Source organism: Pseudoselenomonas ruminantium (genome assembly GCF_900142515.1).
GTDB classification, from domain to species: Bacteria; Bacillota; Negativicutes; order Selenomonadales; family Selenomonadaceae; genus Selenomonas_A; species Selenomonas_A ruminantium_D.
In genome coordinates, this window is sequence record NZ_FRBC01000008.1 from 35,614 (window position 1) to 58,935 (window position 23,322).

General features: G+C 51.8%; 24 protein-coding genes. 8 read left to right on the top strand and 16 right to left on the bottom strand.

Annotation, left to right across the window (positions count from 1 at the left end):
• Position 1: 1 nt before the first annotated feature.
• The 7 genes from mraY to BUB68_RS05620 form a co-directional block, all read right to left on the bottom strand.
• On the bottom strand, positions 2–952 hold the full coding sequence (mraY, locus tag BUB68_RS05595) for a phospho-N-acetylmuramoyl-pentapeptide-transferase (protein ID WP_143188096.1): 951 nt from the start codon (positions 950–952) through the stop codon (positions 2–4).
• A 24-nt stretch (positions 953–976) separates the two neighbouring features.
• A complete protein-coding gene (locus BUB68_RS15555; RefSeq protein ID WP_256625788.1) occupies positions 977–2,344 on the bottom strand; it encodes a UDP-N-acetylmuramoyl-tripeptide--D-alanyl-D-alanine ligase in 1,368 nt (455 codons plus the stop codon).
• Positions 2,345–2,347: 3 nt separating this feature from the next.
• Positions 2,348–3,847 (bottom strand): UDP-N-acetylmuramoyl-L-alanyl-D-glutamate--2,6-diaminopimelate ligase, encoded by a 1,500-nt coding sequence (locus BUB68_RS15560; RefSeq protein WP_256625789.1) that lies wholly within the window; start codon positions 3,845–3,847, stop codon positions 2,348–2,350.
• A 182-nt stretch (positions 3,848–4,029) separates the two neighbouring features.
• The gene (gene ftsL / locus BUB68_RS05605) at positions 4,030–4,407 is read right to left on the bottom strand and encodes a cell division protein FtsL (RefSeq protein WP_073088886.1); all 378 of its coding nucleotides are present in this window, start codon (positions 4,405–4,407) and stop codon (positions 4,030–4,032) included.
• Between the two features lie 2 nt (positions 4,408–4,409).
• Entirely contained in the window at positions 4,410–5,369 is a 960-nt protein-coding gene (gene rsmH, locus BUB68_RS05610; protein WP_073088889.1) for a 16S rRNA (cytosine(1402)-N(4))-methyltransferase RsmH, read from the bottom strand.
• Between the two features lie 31 nt (positions 5,370–5,400).
• The gene (gene mraZ, locus BUB68_RS05615) at positions 5,401–5,838 is read right to left on the bottom strand and encodes a division/cell wall cluster transcriptional repressor MraZ (RefSeq protein WP_073088891.1); all 438 of its coding nucleotides are present in this window, start codon (positions 5,836–5,838) and stop codon (positions 5,401–5,403) included.
• A 131-nt stretch (positions 5,839–5,969) separates the two neighbouring features.
• Positions 5,970–6,800: a polysaccharide deacetylase family protein gene (locus tag BUB68_RS05620; protein ID WP_073088893.1), complete on the bottom strand. Its 831-nt coding sequence runs from the start codon at positions 6,798–6,800 to the stop codon at positions 5,970–5,972.
• A gap of 153 nt (positions 6,801–6,953) precedes the next feature.
• On the opposite strand from BUB68_RS05620, the gene BUB68_RS05625 reads away from it, so the two are divergent.
• From BUB68_RS05625 to BUB68_RS05635, 3 genes are all read left to right on the top strand, one after another.
• Positions 6,954–8,213 (top strand): glucosaminidase domain-containing protein, encoded by a 1,260-nt coding sequence (locus BUB68_RS05625; RefSeq protein ID WP_073088895.1) that lies wholly within the window; start codon positions 6,954–6,956, stop codon positions 8,211–8,213.
• A 47-nt stretch (positions 8,214–8,260) separates the two neighbouring features.
• The gene (locus tag BUB68_RS05630; protein ID WP_073088897.1) at positions 8,261–8,605 is read left to right on the top strand and encodes a cupin domain-containing protein; all 345 of its coding nucleotides are present in this window, start codon (positions 8,261–8,263) and stop codon (positions 8,603–8,605) included.
• 107 nt (positions 8,606–8,712) lie between these two features.
• Positions 8,713–10,083, top strand: a complete 1,371-nt coding sequence (locus tag BUB68_RS05635; RefSeq protein WP_073088899.1) for a BglG family transcription antiterminator — start codon at positions 8,713–8,715, stop codon at positions 10,081–10,083.
• Positions 10,084–10,150: 67 nt separating this feature from the next.
• On the opposite strand, the gene BUB68_RS14995 is transcribed toward BUB68_RS05635, so the two are convergent.
• A complete protein-coding gene (locus BUB68_RS14995; protein ID WP_143188097.1) occupies positions 10,151–10,369 on the bottom strand; it encodes a hypothetical protein in 219 nt (72 codons plus the stop codon).
• On the opposite strand from BUB68_RS14995, the gene BUB68_RS05640 reads away from it, so the two are divergent.
• Complete coding sequence (locus tag BUB68_RS05640; RefSeq protein ID WP_256625791.1) at positions 10,332–11,213, top strand: PTS ascorbate transporter subunit IIC; 882 nt, start codon at positions 10,332–10,334, stop codon at positions 11,211–11,213. The genes BUB68_RS14995 and BUB68_RS05640 overlap by 38 nt on opposite strands.
• Here the strand turns inward: BUB68_RS05640 and BUB68_RS05645 are convergent.
• Together BUB68_RS05645 and eno are read right to left on the bottom strand one after the other, a co-directional pair.
• Positions 11,198–12,064 (bottom strand): NAD(P)-dependent oxidoreductase, encoded by an 867-nt coding sequence (locus BUB68_RS05645; protein WP_073089021.1) that lies wholly within the window; start codon positions 12,062–12,064, stop codon positions 11,198–11,200. The two genes, BUB68_RS05640 and BUB68_RS05645, sit on opposite strands and share 16 nt — an antisense overlap.
• Before the next feature lie 108 nt (positions 12,065–12,172).
• Positions 12,173–13,474 carry a phosphopyruvate hydratase gene (gene eno, locus BUB68_RS05650; RefSeq protein WP_073088901.1) on the bottom strand — a complete coding sequence of 434 codons (1,302 nt, stop codon included), beginning with the start codon at positions 13,472–13,474 and terminating at the stop codon, positions 12,173–12,175.
• A gap of 205 nt (positions 13,475–13,679) precedes the next feature.
• Between eno and BUB68_RS05655 the strand changes: the two genes are divergently transcribed.
• Positions 13,680–14,804: a GGDEF domain-containing protein gene (locus BUB68_RS05655; RefSeq protein WP_073088903.1), complete on the top strand. Its 1,125-nt coding sequence runs from the start codon at positions 13,680–13,682 to the stop codon at positions 14,802–14,804.
• A gap of 261 nt (positions 14,805–15,065) precedes the next feature.
• Here the strand turns inward: BUB68_RS05655 and BUB68_RS05660 are convergent, their stop codons facing one another.
• From BUB68_RS05660 to BUB68_RS05670, 3 genes are all read right to left on the bottom strand, one after another.
• Positions 15,066–15,731: a 3'-5' exonuclease gene (locus BUB68_RS05660; protein ID WP_073088905.1), complete on the bottom strand. Its 666-nt coding sequence runs from the start codon at positions 15,729–15,731 to the stop codon at positions 15,066–15,068.
• Between the two features lie 78 nt (positions 15,732–15,809).
• Positions 15,810–16,904 (bottom strand): molybdopterin-guanine dinucleotide biosynthesis protein B, encoded by a 1,095-nt coding sequence (gene mobB / locus BUB68_RS05665; protein WP_073088907.1) that lies wholly within the window; start codon positions 16,902–16,904, stop codon positions 15,810–15,812.
• Positions 16,905–16,939: 35 nt separating this feature from the next.
• The gene (locus BUB68_RS05670) at positions 16,940–18,286 is read right to left on the bottom strand and encodes an MATE family efflux transporter (RefSeq protein ID WP_073088909.1); all 1,347 of its coding nucleotides are present in this window, start codon (positions 18,284–18,286) and stop codon (positions 16,940–16,942) included.
• 196 nt (positions 18,287–18,482) lie between these two features.
• Between BUB68_RS05670 and BUB68_RS05675 the strand changes: the two genes are divergently transcribed.
• The gene (locus tag BUB68_RS05675; protein ID WP_073088912.1) at positions 18,483–19,523 is read left to right on the top strand and encodes a mechanosensitive ion channel family protein; all 1,041 of its coding nucleotides are present in this window, start codon (positions 18,483–18,485) and stop codon (positions 19,521–19,523) included.
• A 40-nt stretch (positions 19,524–19,563) separates the two neighbouring features.
• Here BUB68_RS05675 and BUB68_RS05680 read toward each other — a convergent pair whose 3' ends face one another.
• Entirely contained in the window at positions 19,564–21,270 is a 1,707-nt protein-coding gene (locus BUB68_RS05680; RefSeq protein ID WP_073088914.1) for a methyl-accepting chemotaxis protein, read from the bottom strand.
• 332 nt (positions 21,271–21,602) lie between these two features.
• On the opposite strand from BUB68_RS05680, the gene nrdD reads away from it, so the two are divergent.
• Both nrdD and nrdG read left to right on the top strand, forming a co-directional pair.
• Positions 21,603–21,890 (top strand): anaerobic ribonucleoside-triphosphate reductase, encoded by a 288-nt coding sequence (gene nrdD, locus BUB68_RS05685; RefSeq protein WP_073088916.1) that lies wholly within the window; start codon positions 21,603–21,605, stop codon positions 21,888–21,890.
• Position 21,891: 1 nt separating this feature from the next.
• Positions 21,892–22,386, top strand: coding sequence for an anaerobic ribonucleoside-triphosphate reductase activating protein (nrdG, locus tag BUB68_RS05690; protein WP_073088918.1), 495 nt, complete (start codon positions 21,892–21,894; stop codon positions 22,384–22,386).
• 41 nt (positions 22,387–22,427) lie between these two features.
• On the opposite strand, the gene BUB68_RS05695 is transcribed toward nrdG, so the two are convergent.
• Both BUB68_RS05695 and BUB68_RS05700 read right to left on the bottom strand, forming a co-directional pair.
• Positions 22,428–22,844, bottom strand: coding sequence for a universal stress protein (locus tag BUB68_RS05695; protein WP_073088920.1), 417 nt, complete (start codon positions 22,842–22,844; stop codon positions 22,428–22,430).
• A 19-nt stretch (positions 22,845–22,863) separates the two neighbouring features.
• Complete coding sequence (locus BUB68_RS05700; RefSeq protein WP_073088923.1) at positions 22,864–23,292, bottom strand: universal stress protein; 429 nt, start codon at positions 23,290–23,292, stop codon at positions 22,864–22,866.
• Positions 23,293–23,322 lie beyond the last annotated feature (30 nt).

A 23,322-nucleotide genomic window follows, 5' to 3' on the forward strand; every position in this document is an offset into this window, starting at 1 on the left:
CTTACAGTAATTTCAGCGCCGCTACACAGCCAATCAGCTGCACCGTCCAGAAGACGAAAACCACTTTCCATTCCGACCAGCCGCCTAATTCAAAATGATGATGAATGGGGCTCATGCGGAATACCCGTTTGCCTGTGGACTTAAAAGATGCTACCTGAATGATAACCGATCCTGTTTCGCACATAAAGATGATGCCAATCAGGGCTAACAGTATTTCCGTATGGGTCAGAATCCCCAGAGCAGCCATAGCGCCCCCCAGGGCCAGGGAACCCGTATCCCCCATGAAGACCTTGGCCGGATGAGCGTTGAACCGCAAGAAGCCCACGCAGGCAGCGGCAATGGCCGTGGCAAAGATGGCCAGATCGCTATGCCCCAGCAACAGGCAGGCCACCGCATAGGTACTGGCAGATATGGCCACAGTACCGGAAGCCAGACCATCCAGACCATCCGTAAGGTTCACGGCATTGCTGGTGCCCACCATGACAAAAGCCAGAAAGGCAAAATATCCCATGCCGATGTTGACATGCGTATCCAGCCCCGGTATCCAGATGGTGGTATCAATGCCCAGCATCTGGGTGCCGATGATCATCGTAACCACGGCAATGATGATCTGCCCCAGCAGTTTCTGCTTGGCCTTCAGGCCTAAGTTGCGCTTCTTCACGACCTTGATATAGTCATCCAGGAACCCTAGGACAAAATGTCCCAGCATGATGAACAGCGCCAGGATGATTTCCGTAGACAGCGGTGCTGCCACCAGGGTGGCAATGGTTATCCCCAGGATGATCATGATGCCGCCCATGGTAGGCGTACCGCTCTTGGCCTGATGACTTGCCGGCCCTTCCTCGCGAATGCTCTGGCCAAACTTCAGCTTATGCAGTTCCGGGATGAAAAAGGGCCCGGTCAACAGAACGAAACCTGCGGCAATCACAGCCGCCAATATAAAGCTATCCAACTTCAATGCCTCACTATCTACAAATTACAACAAGTCAATGATCTTTTCCATCGTCATGCCACGGGACCCCTTGAACAGCAGGGTATCGCCGGGCTGCAGCAGCTCATGGAGTTTGTCTGCCGCCTCCTCATGGCTGGCGCAGCGGTAAACCGCTGTCATGCCCTTGGCTTCTGCCCCCTTGGCGATGAAATTGCCCATCTCGCCGCGGGTAACGAGCGCCGAAAAGCCATGCTCCGCCACTTCCTCACCTACATGGATATGCGCCTCTTCGGACACACTGCCCAATTCCAGCATATCACCGAGCACGGCAATCTTGCGGCCTTTGGCCAGTTCCGACAGTGTATTGATAGCCGCCGTCATGGACATGGGGCTGGCGTTGTATGCGTCATTGACCACATTCCATTCCTTGACCTGCTGCAGCTCAAAGCGCATCTTCGTGGCTTCGAGATTGCTCAGACCCGTACGCACTTCGTCCGGTGTCAGGCCCATGGCAAAGCCGGCGGCAATAGCGGCCAGGGTGTTATAGACATTATGGCGCCCCACCATATTGACCTCATATCCATGGCGTTCATTGGCATAGGTCACCATGAACTTCGTGATCGTGCCTTCCGTATGCAGGGCTTCGCCCTTGACATCCGCATCATTTTCGATGCCGAAGGTCATGACCTTGACGCCTTCTTTCGCCGCAGCGCGCATACCGGCCACATACTTGTTATCGGCGTTCAAGATCACCGTGCCGCCTGCGGGAATGGACTCCACCAGTTCCTGCTTGGCCTTGGCGATATTTTCCAGCGAGCCCAGAAGTTCCATATGCGTCTCGCCCACATTGGTCACGATGCCGATCTGCGGCGAAGCAATCGGTGCCAAGGCGTCAATCTGATGGAAACCACGCATGCCGATTTCCACGACAGCGGCCTTATGCTCTTTTTTGAGACCCAGCAATGTCAAGGGCAAACCGATTTCATTATTGAAGTTGGCCTGCGTCTTGAGCACATCCCCTTTGGCCGACAGCACAGCCGCCGTCAGATCCTTGGTGGTGGTCTTGCCATTGGATCCCGTGATCGCTACTACGGGAATTTCGGGGAACTTATCGCGCCATGCCTTGGCAATCAGCTGATAGGCCGTGAGCGTATCTTCAACCTGCAGGACCGTACCCTGGCATTTTTCCAACTGTTCCTGGGCGCAGTTCTCGCTGACCACGACCCCAAAGGCCCCCTTCTCCAGTGCTTCAGCGGCAAAATCCTCACCATTGAAACGCTCGCCCTTCAAAGCCACAAAGAGCACGCCTTCGCTGATCTTGCGGGTGTCGGTGACGACGGCGCAAAAATCCTTCTTTTCTTCCTTATATATGTTGGCACTAATCGCCTTTACAATCTCGTCCAGCGTAAACATCAGTTATGCTCCTTTTTTCGCTGCCACGGCTTCGCGGGCAACTTCCTTATCGTCAAAGTGGATGGTCTTGTCTTTGAGAATCTGATAATCCTCATGGCCCTTGCCCAGGATGATCACAATATCGTCTGTCTCGGCCAGTTCCACAGCACGGAAGATGGCTTCACGGCGGTCGATGATGCACTCATGATGCTTGTCACCGATGGTTTCCTTGACACCAGCTTCGACTTCACTCAGGATGAAGGCCGGGTCCTCACTGCGCGGATTATCCGAAGTCGCAATCACCACATCGGCGAGCTTGGCGGCCAGACTTCCCATGATCGGGCGCTTCGTGCGATCGCGGTCGCCACCGCAGCCAAACACAGCGATAATCTTCTTCTTCGCGATACGGCGAGCCGTATTGAGTACATTTTCCACCCCGTCCGGCGTATGAGCATAGTCCACGATGATGGAGAAATCCTGCCCGGCCTTTACGAGTTCAAACCGCCCCGGCACACTGGTGAATTCAGACAGTGCCGACCGGATGACAGCCGGATCGATTTTCTCTGCAATAGCAGCACCGACCGCAGCCATCACATTATAAACATTGAATATTCCCGTGATATGCAGCTGCAAGTCCATGTTGCCGAGGAATTCCTCGGTCAGCGTAAAAGCAGCACCGCTGGCCAATACTTCCACATTGGTAGCCTGCAGGCTGGCTTTATTCTCAATACCATAAGTCAGATGACGGCAATGGGCATGTTCCAGCATGGTCTTGCCTGCCTCGTCATCAGCATTTACCACAGCCGTCTTGTTTTCTTTGACGCCCTCCTGTCCCAGCAGGTCGAAAAGCTTGGCTTTAGCCAGCTTGTAGTTTTCCAGTGTCTTATGATAGTCCAGATGATCCTGGGTCAGATTGGAGAACACCGCCGTATCAAATTCAATCCCCGCTACACGATTCTGATCGAGAGCATGGGAAGAAACTTCCATGACGACATAATCCATGCCCTTGTCACGCATGATGGCCAGCGTATGCTGAAGTTCCACCACATCCGGCGTGGTATTGTGAATCGGAAAGACTTCCTCTTCCATCATGATCTGGATGGTACCGATAAGGCCCACTTTGTAGCCTGCTTTCCGCAGGATGGCACGAATCAGATAGCTTGTGGTCGTCTTGCCGTTAGTGCCCGTGATGCCGATCACCCTCATCTTCTGTGCCGGATAATCATGGAAGAACGGCACGATACGATCGAGAGCTTCTTTGAGTTCTGGTACCTGAAGTACCGCAATCCCTTCCGGAACTTCCACTTCTTCAATATCACGCGTGGTCAGGATAGCCTTGGCCCCTTTTTCCACCGCCTGCGGAATGAACTTATGGCCATCCACATGGAAGCCCGCAATGCATACAAACAAAGAGCCTGCTTCTACCTTGCGTGAATCATGTTCAATGCCGGTGATCTCTATATTGCTATCGCCATGGATCACAGAGCCATCGACAAGCTCTGCCAATTGCGCTAATGTCTTCATATAATATCCTCCCTCGCCTAATGAATGCGAACCGTTTTTTATTATAACGCCATTGTTCAAATTTTGCCATAGGCAAAATCCACCGATTAGCGTTTCGCCGAGCATTTCTCGGCATATAATGGATTGCAAAAAAATTACAGGATTTTTCCACGAAAAATCCTGTAATTTTTGCTATCCGATCATTATTTCTCACTGCTGAAATAAGTCTGCCGCGGAACTTCCATTCCCAGCTGATCCTGCGCGATACTCTTGATGCGCTCGGGTGACTTCAGTTTGGCAATCTCAATCTTGAGACGTTCATTCTCCTGCTCCAGCTTATCCGCCTGCTGCTGGACTGCCACCAACTCATATCCACGGCTGGCACTGACACCACTGCCTACAGTCACAAGCAGCGCCAATACCGTCATCGTCAAAAACAGCAGCTGACCATGCGCACGCAATTTGGTATCCAGGACCGTCTTGAAAAGCGGTTCCTCAGGCGCCTTGCGCAATGCTGCTTCTTCCTCGGCAGGAGTTAATATTTGCTCTTCTTCATAATAGGTTTCCTGTTTCGCCAGCATGGTCATCTGCCCTCCTTCTCTTGTAATGGCAATTTTTCTGCAATACGCAGCTTCGCACTCTTAGATCGGGAATTATGTTCCAGCTCATCGGTAGTGGCCTGCACTGGCTTGCCGATCAGCTTGATTTCCGGCTGATGGTTACACATACAAACGGGAAGCTCTGGCGGACAAATGCAGCCGCGGGACATATCCTTGAGGACGCGCTTGGCAATGCGATCTTCCAAGGAATGGAACGTAATGATGGCAATGCGGCCACCAGGTCTCAAATGAGCCACCGCCGTGCGAAAGGCATTTTCCAGAATCCCCAGCTCGTCATTGACCTCGATGCGGATGGCCTGAAATATGCGTTTGGCCGGATGACCGCCCGCCGCCTGCCGTACGGCCTTAGGCACTGCCTTGCAGATGATATCGACCAGCTCACCAGTAGTCTCAACGGGCTTTTCCTGACGGGCTTGCACAATAAACTGGGCAATGCGCTTGCTCCAACGCTCCTCACCATATTCCTTGAAGATGCGATTGAGTTCCTTTTCCTCATAAGTGTTCACCACTTCATAGGCACTGAAATCCGCTTCCGGATTCATACGCATATCGAGCGGCGCATCCTGCATATAGGAAAAGCCCCGTTCTGCCGTGTCGATCTGGTGGGAAGACACGCCTAAGTCAAAGACCACACCATCCACCAGCTGGGCATCCTCATCCGCGAGAATCTGCTCCAGATTGCGGAAGTTGTTGTGCACGATATCCACGCGGCATTTGGCATCCTTCAGCCGTTCACTGGCCGCTGCAATGGCCGCCGCATCCTGATCGATACCGATCAGCCGTCCCTTTTCCGTCAGCATCGATGCAATCAGGCTCGAATGCCCGCCGCCTCCCAAGGTACAGTCCACATAGGTTCCTTCTTTAGTTGTCACAAGACCTTTGACGGTCTCCTCCAGCATCACACTGATATGATGAAACTCCATGTTAACTGTAATCCTTCCTTTTTATTACCTATTATATACCTAATTCTGCCAGCGAGGCGGCAATTGCCGTAACATCCGGCTCCACCTCACCATTATATCGGTTCCAATTTTCCTTGCTCCAAACTTCGATGCGATTGTCCACACCTGTGAGAATCACATCCTGCCGCAAAGCAATCTCCGCATAATTGCGCAGATTAGCCGGAACAAGAAAACGCCCCTGCTTATCACATTCCAGCATGCGGGCACCAGCAAAGAAAAAGCGGTTCATCACCCGGGCCTCCGGCTTGACCAGCGACAGGGCGCGAAGCCTGGCCGCTAAGTCCTCCCACGCCTGCTGTCCATAGAGGAACAGGCATTTATCCAACCCTTTGGCAATGATGAACGTGACACCGAGTTCCTGACGGAAATCTGCTGGCAGAATGATACGCCCCTTGGCATCAATGGAGTGAGTATATTCCCCCATAAACATCCTGCCTCACCACTTTCCTTTCACCCTATGGCACTTTTTGCCACAATTCTCCACTTTTACTACATTCATTGTATAGCAAATCAGATGAGAAGGCAAGTAAAAAAGCCCGCCCCTTTCCGGGCAGGCTTGCTTCAGTTTTTCATCCAGCCAAAGCTTTCAAATATGGGCTGATATCTTATGCGTTCAACGAAGTCCTTATTGGTATCTTCCGTGTGGAAGATCGGCACACGTTCCAGCGCAAAGATGTTGCTCGCTTTATCCACGTTGCCGTACTTGATGGTAAATGCCGCCTTATAACCGGCCTCCTTCACCATCTGTGCGATATGCAGATTGTACGTTCCCGTCGGATAGGCAATGTAATTCACCGCATGCCCCAGTTCCGTTTCCGCCTTTTTCTTGGAATCCACCAACTCAGCCCGCAACTCATCATCCGTCAGATCCGTCATGGAACGGTGATTTACCGTATGCGATTCGATATTGATGCCATTCTTGTTCATCTCCCGGGCCTGATCCCAACTCAGATACCCCTTCTTATGCCGGTCCAGGAAGCCTGTCACGACAAATATGGTGGCCTTGAAGCCATATTTCTTCAAGATTGGATAAGCATTATTGTAATTATCCTCATACCCATCATCAAAGGTAATCATCACGGGGTTTTCCGGCAACTGACCATTTCCCGCCAAAGCATCATATAACTCATCCGGCGTGATGGTATGATAGCCATTGTCCCGCAGATACTTCATCTGATTTTCAAAATCCTCCGGCCTTACCGCCAGGGATATGAACGTATAATCAATCTTATGGTAATTGAGCACCAACACCTTGGTACCACTTTCACTGTCCGCCACCATAGTAGCCTGCAACGGCCTTGGCTGCTGCCAGAAAACCAACACACTAGTCAGCACTGCTACAACCGTCAGCAACAACACCAGTTTCCAACCGAATATCTTACGCAAATTCATTTCTCCTCAATCGTATCGCCATATCTACCGGGATATCACCCTACAATTCTACAACGAATCGTCAGCTTATACAATAGAAAACTTCAATTCATAATGGCAAAAGGATTACAATAGCGTTATAATGAAGGCAAGTATTTTTTAGGAGGATTTCTTATGCGTCTTTGTTATACCCTGATTCCTCTGCTGAGCCTGTCCTGCCTGCTTATGCCGGCTTGCGCTTTCAGCAAGGAACAGCAGGCTGTCCCTGTAGCCCAGCGCACCATTGCAGGGCGTCCGGATTTTCCGGAGAAAATGCCCGGGGAGATCAACCCCAAGATAATCCAGGGGGTTCATTTCCGCTATGAAGCGGCCTTCGACGAACCCATGATGGCAACAGATACCACACCGGAAACCGTCACCATCATGGGGCCGGCAGAAGCTACTCAGGAACAGATGACAGCTTTTATCCGCAAGCGCAACCCCAACCCCAAAATCAACTGTACGCTGGAAGAAATGGTAAACTACTATTATCAGGAAGCTGGCGCTGAGGGTGTACGGCCTGATGTGGCCCTATGCCAGGCCTTAAAAGAAACAGGCTTCTTCGCCTACGGCGGGGATGTATCCCCTCAGCAGAATAATTTCTGTGGTCTTGGGGCGACGGGCAATCACGAACCAGGGCATAGTTTTGCCACCGCCCAGCTTGGTGTACGTGCCCATATCCAGCATTTGCTGGCTTATGCAAAATACAAACCGCCAGTGCAGGCTATCATAGATCCACGCTACCAGCATGTGGTGAAAAACCGCCCGGACCTTCATGGCAAGGTGCTGACCTGGACAAAGCTCAACGGGAATTGGGCCGTTCCGGGGAAAAACTACGGACAGGAAATCCTGATGCTCTGGCGTGAAGCCCAGGCCCCGGATGGTTCCGACGCCGCTCTCGCTGCAGCTCAAAAAAAGGTCAGCCAGGCTCCGGATGAAGCAATCAATCATATCTACCGCGGCGTGGTCTACTACAACCGGGACGATTTCAAAAACGCTTTGGACGATTTCAAAGCGGCCAAAAAATTCAGCCCCACCTCCGGCGAAGCCCTCTTCGATCTGGCCATCACAGCCGAAAAGCTCGGAGAAAAACGGACCGCCCGCAAGACTTATGATGAACTCATCAAGCTCCATCCCAACTTCAATCAGGCTTATTACAATCGGGCACTCCTGCGCTACCAGGCCAAAGACTACGACGGTGCCATCGCTGATTTACAGGCTCTGCTGAAAATCGAAGAACGTACGGCCGATGCCATGAATCTCATCGGTCTTTGCCATATTGCCCAGAAGCAATACAGCGCCGCCTGGGATGATTTCGCTGCTGCCGGAAAGATCAACTCCGCCAATATGAATGTGTTGGCCAACCAGTTTATTATGATGGCATGTTTGAAGTAAAAACGTTATAATAGAATAAAACAATTTGTGTAAAAGGAGACTTTATCATGGCTTTTATCGAACCCAATCCCATTCAGGCAACCAACAAGGCAGACGGCAATGGCACCATCACGATTGTCAAGCTGCTGACACCTGCTGAGCTTGACGGCAAATGCGACATGTATGCCAAGGTCATCATCCCGCCACTTTGCTCTATCGGCGTCCATGAACACCACGGCAACACGGAGACCTATCACATCCTCTCTGGCACAGCCCTCTACAACGACAACGGCAAGGAAGTGACCATCGGCGCCGGCGCCACGACCTTCTGCCCCGACGGCGAAAAACACGGTATCGCCAACCCGTCCAAGACGGAAGACCTGGTATTCATGGCTTTGATTATCAAAAAATAAATAAGGGCTATCACAAGAACGAATGCTTGCAGGAATAATCCTGCAAGCATTCGTTCTTGTTGTGACGTATTTTACTTCGTATAATGATTACTGTAAACAGGGGGGTGATGAACATCGACGGTTGTGAAAGACGGCGGGAGCTGTTGAAAGCTCTGCGGGCCACCATCGCGGCAACGCCGCTGACGGTGAAGAATCTGGCAGAACTCTTGCACGTTTCCGTCCGCACGGTTCATTACGATTTGGATATTCTGACTGACGAGCTGCAGGACAGTGGTGTGCGGCTCTGCCGCAAAGCTCGCTATGGCGTCTGGCTGGAAACCGACGCAGATGACAGCAAGCAGCCATTGCTGCAAACCGAGTTTTTAAGTCCTAAGGAACGACGGGATTTCATCATCTTGGAACTCTTAGCCGATGGCTGGCACGCCATTGATGAGATTGCCGAAAAGCTTTCCATCAGCCGCAACACCCTGCTGGCCGACCTCAAGGATGTACAGGAACTCATCGAAGCCCGAGGCCTTGTCTATGAATCCAAGCGGGGCGCGGGCATCAGCATCAGCGGCTCGGAGCAGAGCATCCGTGATATGTACATCCATATCTTTGCCAAAGCTGATTATGATTTCCGCTACGGCATCAACCGAAAATTCCCGGTACAATCCGCACAGGGAGCTTTCCAGACCTATACGGCAAAACTGCCCCTTGAGGATATTGCCGCCCGCTTCATCGCCTTGATGAAAAAGCACGGCATCCTGGAAAACGACGCCTCCACCAACCGCATGATCTGCGCATTAGCCGTACAGGTCAAACGATTGCAGGCTGGCAAGGAACTGACTTGCAGCCAAAAAGTCAGCTTCTTGGGCAACGAGGGCACAACACTTACCAATCTGGCTATGGAAATCGCGCAAGTGATGGCCGCTTTCCAGAAAGGAGTCCAAAACGCCGGCGAAATCCAGTACCTGATCCGGGAACTTTTGCACAGCCGCATTTACCTCTTTGCTGACAAGTCCGGCGACGGTGGTCCCAAAGACGTGAATCTGCATGCGCTGAAACTTTCCCGGAGATTTGTGGAACAGGCGCAGGTATGGCTCGGCGATATCTATCAGGATGATGATGAACTCATCTACAATCTGGCCATGCATCTGCAGCCAGCCATTGAACGAGCCAGGTTCGGCATCGTCCTGACCAATCCCTTGTTGGGGCAGATCCAGGAGCAGTACCAATCCCTGTATATGGTGGCACACAAGGCTGCCGATAGGCTCACCGAAGAACTTGGTATCCGCTTCACTGAAGATGAGATCGGCTACCTGACCATCCATCTGGGCGCTGCGGTAGAACGCAAGCGCCTGATGCAGAAACAGAAGCTATCGGTATTGCTGGTCTGTGGCAATGGCATCGGCACGGCCAATCTGCTGGCTATGACGCTCAAGAATCACCTGCCTTACATCAATATCCGCGATTGTCTCACTCTACAAACTGGATGATGAGAATCTGCAACATATCGATCTGGTGATCAGCACGGTTCCTCTGGAACTGGACTCAGTAGCCCTGCTACGGGTATCCCCCATTGCCACAGCCGAAGAGATCAAGGTCATCGAAGGACAGATTTCTTATTTCTACAACAAGAAATTTGCCGCCAAAGAGCTGCTGGCGAAGGTTCAGGAACCGTTGGGCCTGAAAGAGCTCCTGAAGCCGGAAATGATCGAGCTGGACAGCCAGGCCGCGACCTGGGATGAAGCCGATTGCCCGCTTCACTCCGCTGAAATTCATCTTCCTTACCGGTCATCATACATTATACATGGCCTGCATGATTGGCATCATCCTTACGGTCGGCGGACTCAGCGGCACTTCTCTCGTCGCAGTCGGTGCCATCACCCTGGGCTTTATCATGGCTCTGTTCCCAGCTATCGCCCATCCGACCATGAAGAAGATCACCGGCAGCGATGATGTGGCCTTCGGCCATTTCGGCACGGTTGGTTATATCTTCGCCGCTTATGTCGCCAAATGGCTGGGCAACAAGGAACACTCGACAGAAGAAATCAACTTCCCGAAAGGGCTCTACTTCCTGCGTGATTCCTCCATCGCCATCTCCCTTGTCATGTTAGTTCTCTTCCTTATCGTAGCGCTTGCCTGCAGCCCGGAATATGTGGAAAAGAACCTCAGCGGCGGCCAGAGCTTCCTCGTCTTCTCCATCATTCAGGCCATCACCTTTGCCGGCGGCGTCTACATCATCCTGGCAGGCGTACGCCTGATTCTTGCAGAAATCGTACCAGCCTTCACCGGTATTGCCACGTCTCTGGTCCCCAATGCCAAACCGGCCATCGACTGCCCCGTTGTTTATCCCTATGCTCCTAACGCTGTGCTTATCGGTTTTCTCTCCAGCTTCGTAGGCGGCATCATCGGCATGGGCGTGCTGCTGGCTATGGACAGCCCCGTAAATCCCCTGCCCATAATTCTCCCGAGCGTTGTGCCCCACTTCTTCTGTGGTGCACCGGATACGAAAAGGCCATCTGGCAAGTTCAATCACTTGCCGGATGGCCTTTTTCCATCGGTTATATGCGCGTCAGATCATTCCCCGCTGACACGCACGCCAGCTGCTTACTCCAGCCCATAATAATGCAAAAGCGCCTGCGTGCCCTTGTCTCCCTCCTGCAGTCTTTCCATCTGCCGCACTTCACTGAGAACCTGCGCCAGCACCGGCAGGGCTGCACCATAAGCTGCAGAAGTCTCCGTGCCGATGGCCAGATCCTTGCCGAAATGCTTCAGCATGAAGCCCGGCGCAAAATCACCGGACAGCCCGCGGCGCACGACGTTATTCATCTGGAAGCTGCTGGCGGCTCCCGCCGATATGGCCTGATAGGTCTTTTCCACATCCAGCCCCGAAGCCTTGGCATAGGCATATGCCTCGCAGGCTCCGGCCAATGCCCCGGCAATGGCAATCTGATTGCAGGCCTTGGCCTTCTGGCCGGCACCGGCACTGCCCATATGCACGATATTCTTCCCCATTGCGGCAAACACCGGCTGCAACGCCGCAAAATCCTCAGCTTCACCGCCCACGAGAATGGAAAGCGTGGCATTCTTCGCCCCTACATCGCCGCCAGTCACCGGTGCATCTACCGCATGAACCCCTTTCTCCTTCGCTGCCGCAAAGATCTTCTCCGCAAGGATTGGTGACGAAGTGGTCATATCCACCACATAGGTACCTGCCGGAACATTAGCCAGAATGCCATCCTTCCCCAGATAAACTTCCTCCACGTCCTTTGGGTAGCCCACAATGGTAATCACCACATCCTGTCCTTTGGCACAGGCTCCGGGACTGTCACACCAGACAGCGCCCTTGGCCAGCAGGCCTTCCGCCTTGGACTTCGTACGATTGTAAACGCTCAGCCTGAAGCCCGCGTCCATGAGGTGCCCGGCCATAGCCGCCCCCATGATGCCTGTGCCGATAAAGCCAATATTCCTGATTTCCATAAAACTCTTCCTTTCAATATTCACACTGACAACATTAGATTATTTCGCCATGCTAAACAAAAAACCTGCCCTTACAGGCAGGTTTGCAAATCACAATTTGGGTTATTTCTTATGCTTGAAGGCCTTCATGCCGGCATAGACCGCACTGTCCCCAAGCTCTTCTTCAATGCGCAGGAGCTGGTTGTACTTGGCCACGCGTTCGGAACGGGAAGGCGCACCGGTCTTGATCTGATCCGTGTTCAGAGCCACTGCCAGATCGGCAATGGTGGTGTCTTCCGTTTCACCGCTGCGGTGGGATACGATAGCCGTATAGCCAGCCTGATGTGCCATCTTGATGGCTTCGAGCGTTTCCGACAACGTGCCGATCTGATTCAGCTTGATCAGGATGGAGTTGCCGCTGCCGCCTTCGATGCCCTTGGCCAGACGTTTGGTATTGGTCACGAACAGATCATCACCGACCAGCTGTACCATGCCGCCGAGTTCCTTGGTCATCTGCTGCCAGCCTTCCCAGTCCTCTTCATCCAGGCCATCCTCGATGGAATAGATGGGGTATTTCTCCACCAGGGATTTCCAATGGGCGATGAGTTCAGCAGACGTGAACTCTTTGCCGGATTTAGGCTGTTTGTAATAGCCCTTGCCCTTTTCACTCTTCCATTCGGAGCTGGCAGCATCCATGGCCAGGACGAAATCCTTGCCCGGCTCATAGCCTGCATTGCGGATAGCCTGCAGGATATGTTCAATCGTATCTTCGTCCGAAGCCAGATCCGGAGCAAAACCGCCTTCATCCCCCACAGAGGTTGCCTTGCCTTCTTTTTTCAACAGAGCCTGCAAGGCATGGAATACTTCCGTAGACCATCTGAGGCCTTCCCGGAACGTCGGAGCACCAGCCGGCATGATCATGAATTCCTGTGTGTCCACGGAATTGGTTGCATGTGCACCACCATTCAGGATATTCATCATCGGCACCGGCAGATGATTGCCGGCCAGGCCGCCCAGGAAGCGATACAGGGGAATGTCCTGCGCCGCAGCTGCCGCCTTGGCCGCTGCCAAAGATACCGCCAGGATGGCATTGGCCCCCAGATTGGACTTGTCCTCGGTGCCATCCAAAGTCAACATTGCAGCATCCACGGCATAGATATCTGATGCGTCCATCCCTTCCACTGCCGGGGCAATCTTTTCGTTGATATTCTCCACGGCCTTGGATACACCTTTGCCGCCAAATTTGCTCTTGTCACCATCACGCAGTTCCAAGGCCTCAAATTCACCTGTAGAAGCCCCGCTGGGAGCAGCCGCCCGGCCAATGGAGCCATCAGCCAGATGCACCTCAGCCTCCACGGTCGGATTACCACGGGAATCAATGATTTCCCGGCCAATCACCTGCATAATCTGTAAATAATCTTTCATGCAATATGCCTCCTCTCAAATCTGATTTTATTATAACCGTTCACAAGCAATATTGCAAGTAATTATCATTTGCATTCACCGGTGATTTTTCCTTTGAAAATAATTCTCTCTATTGGTTCTTTAGTCCTAATTTATACTTGCAAGTCCCGTATTGAGTTGTTATAATTGTGTATAGTTACGGAACGAATAGTTTAAGGAGTTTCTTATGGCAGAACCGTATGCGATCATTCCCAGCCATTTCAATCCCACCGTATACGAAGCATTAGAATCAGCAGATAACGTTATTTTTTTCAAATGGGATTTGACCGATGACACATTCGAGCTACGGGATAATTGCTGCAAACATCGCTATGCCTTGGCCAGCCACTTTTCTCGTGCTTCCACACATCTGGCCCAGGACGGTATTGTCCATCCTGATGATGCTGGTATGTTGGAATATTATTTACATCGCATCTATAAGGCTCGCCCTAGTGCACTGGAGCACAATCAAATGACAGCCCGTCTTCGCCTGCGCAGCAACAAGAACCCGCTGTGGGTGTGGTCGGAAATTCATCTTGTCACTTATTATAAGGGACGCCGTCCGATGGTTGCCTTCGGCAATATCCGCAATATCCAGGCCGAAAAGCTATGGCAGCAACGGATATGCGATCGCGCCAACACCGATGAATTAACCCGTCTTTACAGCAAAGGCGCGGTAAAGACCCGCATCCGGGCAGCTCTGCGCAAAATGGTCCCCAAAACAGACACCGCCACACTGCTGATTGTCGATGCCGACAATTTCAAGGGCATCAATGATACATTTGGCCACCTTTTCGGGGATCAGGTATTGAAGGAAGTCGGACAAGCCATCAATAAAAACTTCCGCCAAAGCGACATAAAAGGCCGCATCGGCGGGGATGAATTCGTGGTGTTCCTGCCCGGGATGGATAATGTCGATGTTCTGACTCGTCATTGCAACTGTCTTTGCCAGCGTCTTTCCCGTATCTTCCATGCTGATGGCAAACGTCAGTCCTTCTCCATCAGCGTGGGTGCAGCACAATATCCTGCCCACGGACAGAACTATACCGATCTTTTTGCTCATGCGGACCATGCCCTCTATGAGGCTAAGCGCCTGGGCAAAGGGAAATTCGTACTCTATCAGCCGATCATGTCAGAAACGTCGATGGAGTACAGCGGCCGTAATGCAGATACTGCACAAACCGAACCACAGGAAGCGTGCCAGCCTTATGCAGAAACCATGGAGGATATGCAGCAACGTCTCGACGAAATGCAGCGCACCATCGATTATATGAGAAAAATGATGTGTGCCCTGCTCAAGGTCAAGAGCTGATTTCATGGTATAAACGCATAAAAAATGACACCAGCAAAGAATTTGGGGAAATTCCGCTAGTGTCTCTTCTATCGTAGTGAACTGGGGAAGCTCGCGATCGGCACAGCCCAATGGGGATTGGGGAAAGAACTATACCGAACATTTACTACATTTATAGTATACAGCATATATCCAAAGGGTATGCTGTATTTTTTTACATTTTTTTCCCAACATAATGTATAAGTTTACAATCCGCTCCCTTTTTTCCGCCTCTTACCACGGTCAGTCCTCTAAATTTGCCTTCAATTTCCACAAATCCGGACATAAATCACCAATGGAACTGGCCAGATCATCCTGTGGCTCCAATATATCCAGAACCGGCTGCATCGTCTGACGGAATTTAGCGTCATCCTGCATGAGCACCAAGATCGCACTGGTATTGATAGCATCTGCCAGCGCCGTATGCTGCGTACCTTCGAATTTATGATCCATGGCTCCCAGTGCGTGTTTCAGAGCCAGACTGTTATGAAGCCCCAGACGGTCATCAAATTCCTGCTGCAGATCCACCCAGCGCTCATCCAACCAGCTCACATCAAACTCCGGCAGCTTGAAACGACATTCTTTCTTCAACTGCTTGATATCCGACATGCTCCAGGAGTAAATCTTCGTTTCCTCCGTGCCAATCCATTCCACAAACCGCTGGAAGGCCTGCGCATAATTGCCTTTGCCATCCACCATTTCCTGCTTGATGCCGGTAAGATTCGTGATATGCTTCTTGATCTTGCCATACTCCGGTTCCACATAGCATTGGAACTCCGCTTCCTGCTGAAAATTCTCATCCAGCCGCACGGCGCCAAACTCTATGACCTCTTCTTTCATATGACGTTTGACTTCGCGGAATTCCCGATCTACAGGATTCATCTCCAAATCTATCACTACATACTTCATCAAATTCCCCTCGCGCTTTCTTCGTTCATTTATCATTAAATATTCTACCGAAAAGCGCATTTTCCTTCAAGCGCTTTTTCACACCGCCTGATGTCCGCAAAGAAATAATATCAGGCGCACGGCTCCATCAATATCATCCAGATCATATTGCCGGATTGGCAGAGCCTCCGGCCCGCCACTGCTGAAAAGCGCCACGGTTTCCGTATCCACCAAAACATCTCCCAGCCCGCGCCATAGGGAAATCTTCGGCAGTACCCCGTGATTGCGGCTCTCAATCAATACGATGTCCACGTTTTCCAGACGGTTGGCTACTGCCGCCAAAGGCGCACGTTTAGCGGTCTGCTGCTGGATGAAATAGCCTTCCGGAGAAACCACCGCCACGGCCTGCGCGCCAGCTTCCTTGAACCGCCAGCTGTCCTTGCCGGTCTCATCCACATTATAGCCATGACAGTCTCCTTTTACCACGCCCACGCGCAAGCCATGCTCCCGCAGGCGCGGCAGCAGCTGCTCGATAAAAGTGGTCTTGCCGGTATTGGACACCGGCGCCGCGATCGTAACCAGAGGAACATCCCGCCGGAGGTTGGCAAAACGGCCTTCCATCAAGCGGTAATCCGCAGGAGTATTCACATTGAAAAATACATCCTTGTCGGCAATCTCCACAAATTTATGCGGTACGGCATCAATTATCTTCCCTATTTTATATTCACCGCTGGCCAAAGCCGCCTCCACCTGAGGCAGGATCTTTCGATGGTAGATGCCTGCCAACGGCTGCCGCCGCCCTCCTGCCACAGGAATGACAGCCCATTCCCCCTGAACAGCGTCCAGCAACGGCTTTAAAACCGGATAACGGAACAAGGGCATATCACAGGATACCGCTAACGCATAGTCGGTCTGCAAGCGAGCCAGCCCCGCCCGCAATCCCTCCAGCGGCCCTGCCGCCTCCCGGCTATCCGGCACGAATTCCAGCTCATACTGCTGGCAAAGGCGCTGCAGTTCCTCATTATCTTCATGCCCACCGCAAAGGTACCGTTCCTTGAAGGGTTGACGCTCTGTCTTGCGCAGCTGCCACTCCAGGAGCGAACTATTATCCAGCTCCAGAAAACGCTTATCCTGTCCCATACGGGAACTTTGACCCCCCGCGATAATCAGTACCCCTAAATCAGCAAAATCCATGTCAAAGCACACCCCTTCAATTCATCATGGAAAACTCACACCCGGATCAGCTTGATATGCCGCCGGCAATAACGATACAACAGACCAATAAAAATACCTGTAATCAGCCAGCTCACCGGATAGCAGGCCATAAGCGTGCCATAGTCCGGATGGGCAGGGAACAGCGTGTAAAGCCAGGTTATGCGCACGCCGCAGATTCCCACCAAGGCCAGCAAGGCCGGCGGCAAAGAAAAGCCATAACCACGCAGCGCCCCCGAGAGCACATCGATGAACACCTGCAGGAACTGCGGCGCTACGATGTACCAGAACCGGACGATGCCCAGCTCCACCACAGTATCGTCCGCATTGAAGATGGCAAAGAATTCCCGGGCAAACACGATGACGACAGCAGCCATGCCAAGCGTAAACGCAATATCCAGCAGCATCCCCACCTTGGTAATCGCAAAGCAGCGCGGCAGATTCCCCGCTCCGTAATTCTGGCTCACAAAAGTCGTGGTAGCCTGCGCAAAAGCATTCAGGAAACAGTAGACATTGACCTCGATGGCAAAAGCCGCTGCCGAAGCAGCCATGGCATCCGGCCCCAGACTATTCACCGCCGCCTGAATGAGGATATTGGAAAAGGAAAAGACCATGCCCTGAATCCCGGCAGGCAGGCCGATGGCCGCAATCTCCCGCAGCATTCTCCGGTCAAAGACAAAATCCTTGAACTGCAGACGCAGGATATCCTGCGAATGCGTAAGCGACCAAAAGAGGATAAAAGAACTTACCCCCATGGCAATGATCGTCCCCAGTGCCACGCCCATGACCCCCCAGCCCCAGCTGACAAAGAGCAAGTCCAAGGCGAGGTTGACCACACTGGCTGCCGCCAGTGCCAAAAGCGGCGTGCGCGTATCACCCCGCGCCCTGAGGATGGCCGCCTCAAAGTTATAGACACCGATAAGAGGCAGGCCCAGCAGATAAACCCGCAAATAGGTTTCCGCCATCGCCTCTACTTCTGCCGGCACATCCAGCCAGTTGATGATGGGCGCAGCCAGGATTTCCCCCACTGCCAGCAGCAAAAAACCGGTAATGACAGCCAACGCAAAGGAAGTCTGCACCGCCGTGCCCACTTTCTCAGGCTTTTTCGCCCCGATGAAACGGGCAATCACCACATTGGCCCCCAGCGATAATCCCATAAAAAGATTCACCAGGATCCCAATGACCGAGATATTATTTCCCACTGCCGCCATAGCGTTCTTGCCCACGAACTGCCCCAGCACCGCTACATCAGCAGCATTGAAGAGCTGCTGCAGCACGCCTGTCAGGGCCAGCGGTATCGCAAAAATAATCAGCTTATCCCAAAATGAGCCATGAAGCATATCCATGTCCCGTGTGTTCAACATTCCTGTCACCTCATAAACCTAAAAATACATCGAAAGCTAATTATAACGCTATATGCAGCACAATACCAGACCTTTAGGAAGCAAATTTTACCATATGCAAGATATGGCAAAACAAAGCCTTTTTGATGTATAATAGAAGGGATTTCTGTACTGATATCTTAATAAGGGAGGAATTATTTTGCCTAGCACAGATTGGATGAGCTGGATTGATTGGACTCATCTGTTAGAAATGCTGATTGTACCAGTCTGTATCCTGATTGCCGCCCTGACTGCGGGAATCACCCTGAACCGCATGATCCGGAAACGGGTGATGAATCGCCTGACCAGTGATGAAACCACCTGGCAGACTATTTTTATCAATGCATTGCAGGGAGTTCCCATTTCTCTCTGTCTGGTAGTAGGGCTCTACTGGATTGTCAATACCATCAACATCATTGAACCATTGGTAAAGATTTTCTCGTATATCCTCTTTACGGTAATCATCATGACGATTACCCGCGTCATCGCCCGCACGGTCAGCGGCATCATCGATATGCAGATTGAGCGCTCCCAGCAGAAGATGCCTAAGACCACACTCTTAAACGCCATTGTCAACGGCATCATCTATGCCATGGGCATTCTGGTGATACTCCAATACTACGGCATCTCCATTGCACCGATCCTCACCGCCCTGGGTGTCGGTGGTATGGCCGTGGCTCTGGCTCTGCAGGAAACCCTGGCCAATATCTTCTCCGGGTTGCATCTGATTCTCTCCAAGCAGCTGCGCCTGGGCGACTATATCCACCTGAGTTCCGGCGAGGAAGGCCGCGTCACAGATATTACCTGGCGATTCACCACCATTGTCCCCGTAGGCGAGGGGAATATGGTAGTCATACCGAACCAGAAAATTGCCTCCTCAATCATCACGAACTTCAGCATGCCCCGCCATGATATCCTCATCAAGATTCCCGTAGGCGTGGCCTATAACAGCGATTTACAGAAAGTGGAAGAGGTTACGCTGGATGTAGCCCGCCAGGTCCTGCTCCAGCTCAACGAGCGACTGGATAAGGACCGCCAGCCAGCGGTGCGTTTCTACAACTTCGGTGAGAGCAGCATCGATTTCAACGTCCTGCTCCATTCTGCCCGCTTTGACAATCAATTCCTGCTCAAGCACGAATTCATCAAAGCACTCACCGCCAGATACCGGGAAGAAGGCATCGAAATCCCCTTCCCCATCCGCACAATCGTACAACAATAAACCGCAGGGGCCGCGAACATTTCGCGACCCCTTTTTTTAATTAGAACTTGAAATTCCGCAAGGTATCCTGCAAATCCTGCGCCAGCTTAGCCAGTGAATCACTGGCATTAGCAATCTCAGCAGCCGAAGCCGACTGCTCCTCCGACACAGCAGATACGTTCTGCATTTCATCGGATACCCTGGTGCCCTGCCGGTCAATATCTTCAATATGATGATTGATGACATCGGCATCGGCAGCCACGCCCCGAATGGCTGCAGCCATATTTTCGACCTGCGTGGATACTTCATCGACAAATTCCCGAATCTTCTCAAAGGTATTACGTAACTCCTCTACGGAATGCGCGCCTTCCGAAACAGCAGTACTGCCAGCCCTCATGGACTCCACGGCACTGTTGGTATCGGACTGGATGTCCACAATCAAAAGCGAGATCTGCTCCGCAGCCTCTGAGGACTGTTCTGCCAGTTTACGTACCTCATCTGCCACCACGGAGAAACCACGCCCCTGCTCACCAGCCCGGGCCGCTTCAATGGCCGCATTCAAGGCCAGCAGATTGGTTTGTTCCGCAATGCCAGAAATCGTCTCGACAATCTGACCGATTTCCTGTGAACGCTCGCCCAGTTTCCCTACAATGCTTGCGGACTCACCTACTGTAGACTCCACGCCGCGAATCTGCTTCACCGAAAGCGCAATCGCCTTGGTCCCTGCAATGGCCTGTTCCGATGCCGCATTGGCATGATTGGCTACCCGCTCAGCCTCAGTCTGCAGCATTTTCACTGAATCGGCCACCTTGCCAACAGCCGTACTGCTTTCAGCAATACCCTGCTGCTGCTGGGAAACGGCCCCGGAAGCCTCCGTTACAGATTCCGCCACCTGCTGGGATGCCTGTGCAGATTGTTGGAAACTAGCGGTAAGCTGCTCCGAAGCTGAAGCAATATGTTCTGCCGACTCATTGCTTTTTGCCATCAAATCATTCAAGGCAACACGTACATCTTCCACGACCCTGGCCATTTCTCCGAACTCATCCTCACGATGCTCCGGCATATCCAGCTGACGGAAATCTCCCGCCTGCAGGCGCTGGCAGGCAGCCACCATAGCCTTCAAGGGTTTACGGATGACCTGCGTCAGAAGGCCGCCAAACAGCGTCATCAACACCACCGCCACTAACGTGATGATTCCCATCGACCACTTGGCAGTCGAAACATCCTGTTCATTCTGCTTGTTGATTTCTTCAGCCTCAGCATAAACAGCTTTCCGCAGCGGCGACATACTGGTATCCCAGGCAATGATATCCTTTATGGCCTTGGTTCCGTATAAAGCCCTGGCTTCCTGCTGCTTGCCCTGCAATGACAGCTCCATCATCTTGTCCACAGAGTCCTTGAAATCCAACCAGTGCTTTTCCACCACATCGACACCTTCTACGTTCTCACCTAAGGCCCGATATTCGCTCCACGTATCCTCATAGCGTTTCAGATACTTTTCGATATCCTTTTTATTCTTCTGCATCTGCGCCACATCCGTGAGCATGACATTTTCCAAGATCCGCGATTGGATTGCCCGTACTGTAATCGAACAGTCTCCCAGCAATCTCACAGATTGCATCTTTTGGGCATACATCCTGTCCATGTCCTTCTGAATGCCATTCAGATACGAAACAGAATTCCAGCCCACAGCTACCAGTGCCAAAACAGCCAAAGCAATCATACAGGCAATCTTGGCACTTACACGCAGGTTATTCAACCAATTCATAATCCATCCCTCACATTCTCAAAAAATCCCTTTCAAAAACAATCTCCTTCCATAATGATGAACAAACTGCGGCACCTCCTTACTCATTATGGATAATGTTATCCACAAAACCTCCATTTTCCTGCCTGTGGATAACTTTTTTCACCCCCTTCCATTCCGCGCTCAAGCCCGTTTTCTCCTGTGGATAACGCGGGGGATAAACAACTATATATAGTATTACTATTGACTAACAGCCATACATATTGTATAATTTCTTTACATTCACCACATATGGGTGATTCAAGTCAAACACAGGCCGCAAGGCTAAAAAATACAAAGGATAGGTGATTATCATGATGGTAAATGATGTAGCAGTAACTATCGATGGTCTCAGCGATGTAACGGAGGCAGAAATCGCCCAGTACATCGGCTATGTGGAAGAGCAGACCAACGAGAAGCTGAATGAACTCACGCTGACCCCCGCAGCTGATGGTCAGATTCATCTGGACTATGTGCTCCAGCCCCAGAAGTTTGAGCGCATCCGCCGCATCACGGGTTATCTCGTAGGCACCATCGACCGCTGGAATGACGCCAAAAAGGCTGAAGAACATGACCGCGTAAAGCATACGGTTATGCACTGATATGAAAATTCGCATTGCCGGCATTGTGGAAGAATCCATCGTGGACGGTGACGGGCTCAGATTTACGGTATTCACGCAGGGCTGCCCCCATCATTGCCCTGGATGTCATAACCCCGCTACTCACCCGGCCACAGGTGGCCGCGAAGCCGATACAGATGAGATTCTCACCTATCTGGATGCCAATCCCCTGCTGGACGGTATCACCTTCAGTGGCGGCGAACCCTTTCTCCAGCCCTCCCCCCTTATCAAGCTTGCCCGTGAGGCTCACGCCCGCGGGCTTGACGTGTGGAGTTATACGGGCTTTACGCTGGAAGATTTGCTGGCCAGAAAAAATCCAGCCATCGATACCCTTTTGAAAGAAATCGATGTACTGGTAGATGGCCGTTATGAAGAAAAACTTCGGGATCTGACCCTGAACTTCCGCGGCTCCGCCAATCAACGAGTCATTGACATGAATGCCTATCGCAAAACAGGCATCATAAAAACCTTATATTAAAAAATCCGGCCAGTCATTTGGACTGGCCGGATTTTTTCTGTTCATTTCACAACTAAAACCGGGCATTTCGCCTGCTCCACGATATACTGGCTGACGCTGCCCAACAGCACACCTTTCACAATCCCCAGTCCCCGGCTGCCCATAATGATGAGGTCAATGTCATTCGAAGATGCAAAATCCAAAATCACCACCGCAGGTGATCCTGTTTCGGAATAAGCTTCCTTTTCTATCCCTGAGGGCACCATTTCCATGGCACGATCCAAAATCACATTCCCAGCCTTCGTGACCGCCTCCAGAATCGCATCCGACAAGCAGGCATTGATGGCCAGCTGGTTGATGTTAGCGACATAGAGAAAGTTCAGCCTCGCCTCACAGATTTCCGCCATGGCAATAGCCTCCGCTACTGCGCGGTCCGAACCTTCCGAGCCATCTACCGGCACAAGAATATTTTTCATCATCATGATTACCCCCTCAAGATCATTTAACCACCATCACAGCTGTCTGGGCCCGCTCTACTAATTCCTGACTGACACTGCCGGCAAAAAAGCCTTCCACGACTCCTAAGCCCCGGCCTCCGGTCACGATAAGATCCGGCAGGCTTTCCTCAGCAAACTGCAGGATTTCCTCTGCAGGCATCCCCGTGCGACGATGATATTCATATTGGAAATCATCCGGCATGCACCGCTTGATCATGGCTTGTGTCGCCACTTCATCACTGCGCACATCCCCAACAACATCATCTGGCAGCCAGCTTTCGTCCTGCGCATCCGTTTCGCTGGTAAAATACGTCACATGCAAAACATCCAGTTTCGCACCCATTTCTTCAGCCAGATTGGCCGCAAACTTCAACGCACGGCTAGACGTATCTGACGCATCCACAGGCACCAAAATACGGGATAACTTCATCTGAACATACCTCCCCGTAATACGATATAC

Coding starts and splice junctions, on each gene's coding strand:
- BUB68_RS15555 (WP_256625788.1), bottom strand. CDS start 2,344: ATGTTTACGCTGGACGAGATTGTAAAGGCGATTAGTGCCAACATATAT.
- BUB68_RS15560 (WP_256625789.1), bottom strand. CDS start 3,847: ATGAAGACATTAGCGCAATTGGCAGAGCTTGTCGATGGCTCTGTGATC.
- ftsL (WP_073088886.1), bottom strand. CDS start 4,407: ATGCTGGCGAAACAGGAAACCTATTATGAAGAAGAGCAAATATTAACT.
- rsmH (WP_073088889.1), bottom strand. CDS start 5,369: ATGGAGTTTCATCATATCAGTGTGATGCTGGAGGAGACCGTCAAAGGT.
- mraZ (WP_073088891.1), bottom strand. CDS start 5,838: ATGTTTATGGGGGAATATACTCACTCCATTGATGCCAAGGGGCGTATC.
- BUB68_RS05620 (WP_073088893.1), bottom strand. CDS start 6,800: ATGAATTTGCGTAAGATATTCGGTTGGAAACTGGTGTTGTTGCTGACG.
- BUB68_RS05625 (WP_073088895.1), top strand. CDS start 6,954: ATGCGTCTTTGTTATACCCTGATTCCTCTGCTGAGCCTGTCCTGCCTG.
- BUB68_RS05630 (WP_073088897.1), top strand. CDS start 8,261: ATGGCTTTTATCGAACCCAATCCCATTCAGGCAACCAACAAGGCAGAC.
- BUB68_RS05635 (WP_073088899.1), top strand. CDS start 8,713: ATGAACATCGACGGTTGTGAAAGACGGCGGGAGCTGTTGAAAGCTCTG.
- BUB68_RS05640 (WP_256625791.1), top strand. CDS start 10,332: ATGAAGCCGATTGCCCGCTTCACTCCGCTGAAATTCATCTTCCTTACC.
- BUB68_RS14995 (WP_143188097.1), bottom strand. CDS start 10,369: ATGAATTTCAGCGGAGTGAAGCGGGCAATCGGCTTCATCCCAGGTCGC.
- eno (WP_073088901.1), bottom strand. CDS start 13,474: ATGAAAGATTATTTACAGATTATGCAGGTGATTGGCCGGGAAATCATT.
- BUB68_RS05655 (WP_073088903.1), top strand. CDS start 13,680: ATGGCAGAACCGTATGCGATCATTCCCAGCCATTTCAATCCCACCGTA.
- BUB68_RS05660 (WP_073088905.1), bottom strand. CDS start 15,731: ATGAAGTATGTAGTGATAGATTTGGAGATGAATCCTGTAGATCGGGAA.
- mobB (WP_073088907.1), bottom strand. CDS start 16,904: ATGGATTTTGCTGATTTAGGGGTACTGATTATCGCGGGGGGTCAAAGT.
- BUB68_RS05670 (WP_073088909.1), bottom strand. CDS start 18,286: ATGTTGAACACACGGGACATGGATATGCTTCATGGCTCATTTTGGGAT.
- BUB68_RS05675 (WP_073088912.1), top strand. CDS start 18,483: ATGAGCTGGATTGATTGGACTCATCTGTTAGAAATGCTGATTGTACCA.
- BUB68_RS05680 (WP_073088914.1), bottom strand. CDS start 21,270: ATGAATTGGTTGAATAACCTGCGTGTAAGTGCCAAGATTGCCTGTATG.
- nrdD (WP_073088916.1), top strand. CDS start 21,603: ATGATGGTAAATGATGTAGCAGTAACTATCGATGGTCTCAGCGATGTA.
- nrdG (WP_073088918.1), top strand. CDS start 21,892: ATGAAAATTCGCATTGCCGGCATTGTGGAAGAATCCATCGTGGACGGT.
- BUB68_RS05695 (WP_073088920.1), bottom strand. CDS start 22,844: ATGATGAAAAATATTCTTGTGCCGGTAGATGGCTCGGAAGGTTCGGAC.
- BUB68_RS05700 (WP_073088923.1), bottom strand. CDS start 23,292: ATGAAGTTATCCCGTATTTTGGTGCCTGTGGATGCGTCAGATACGTCT.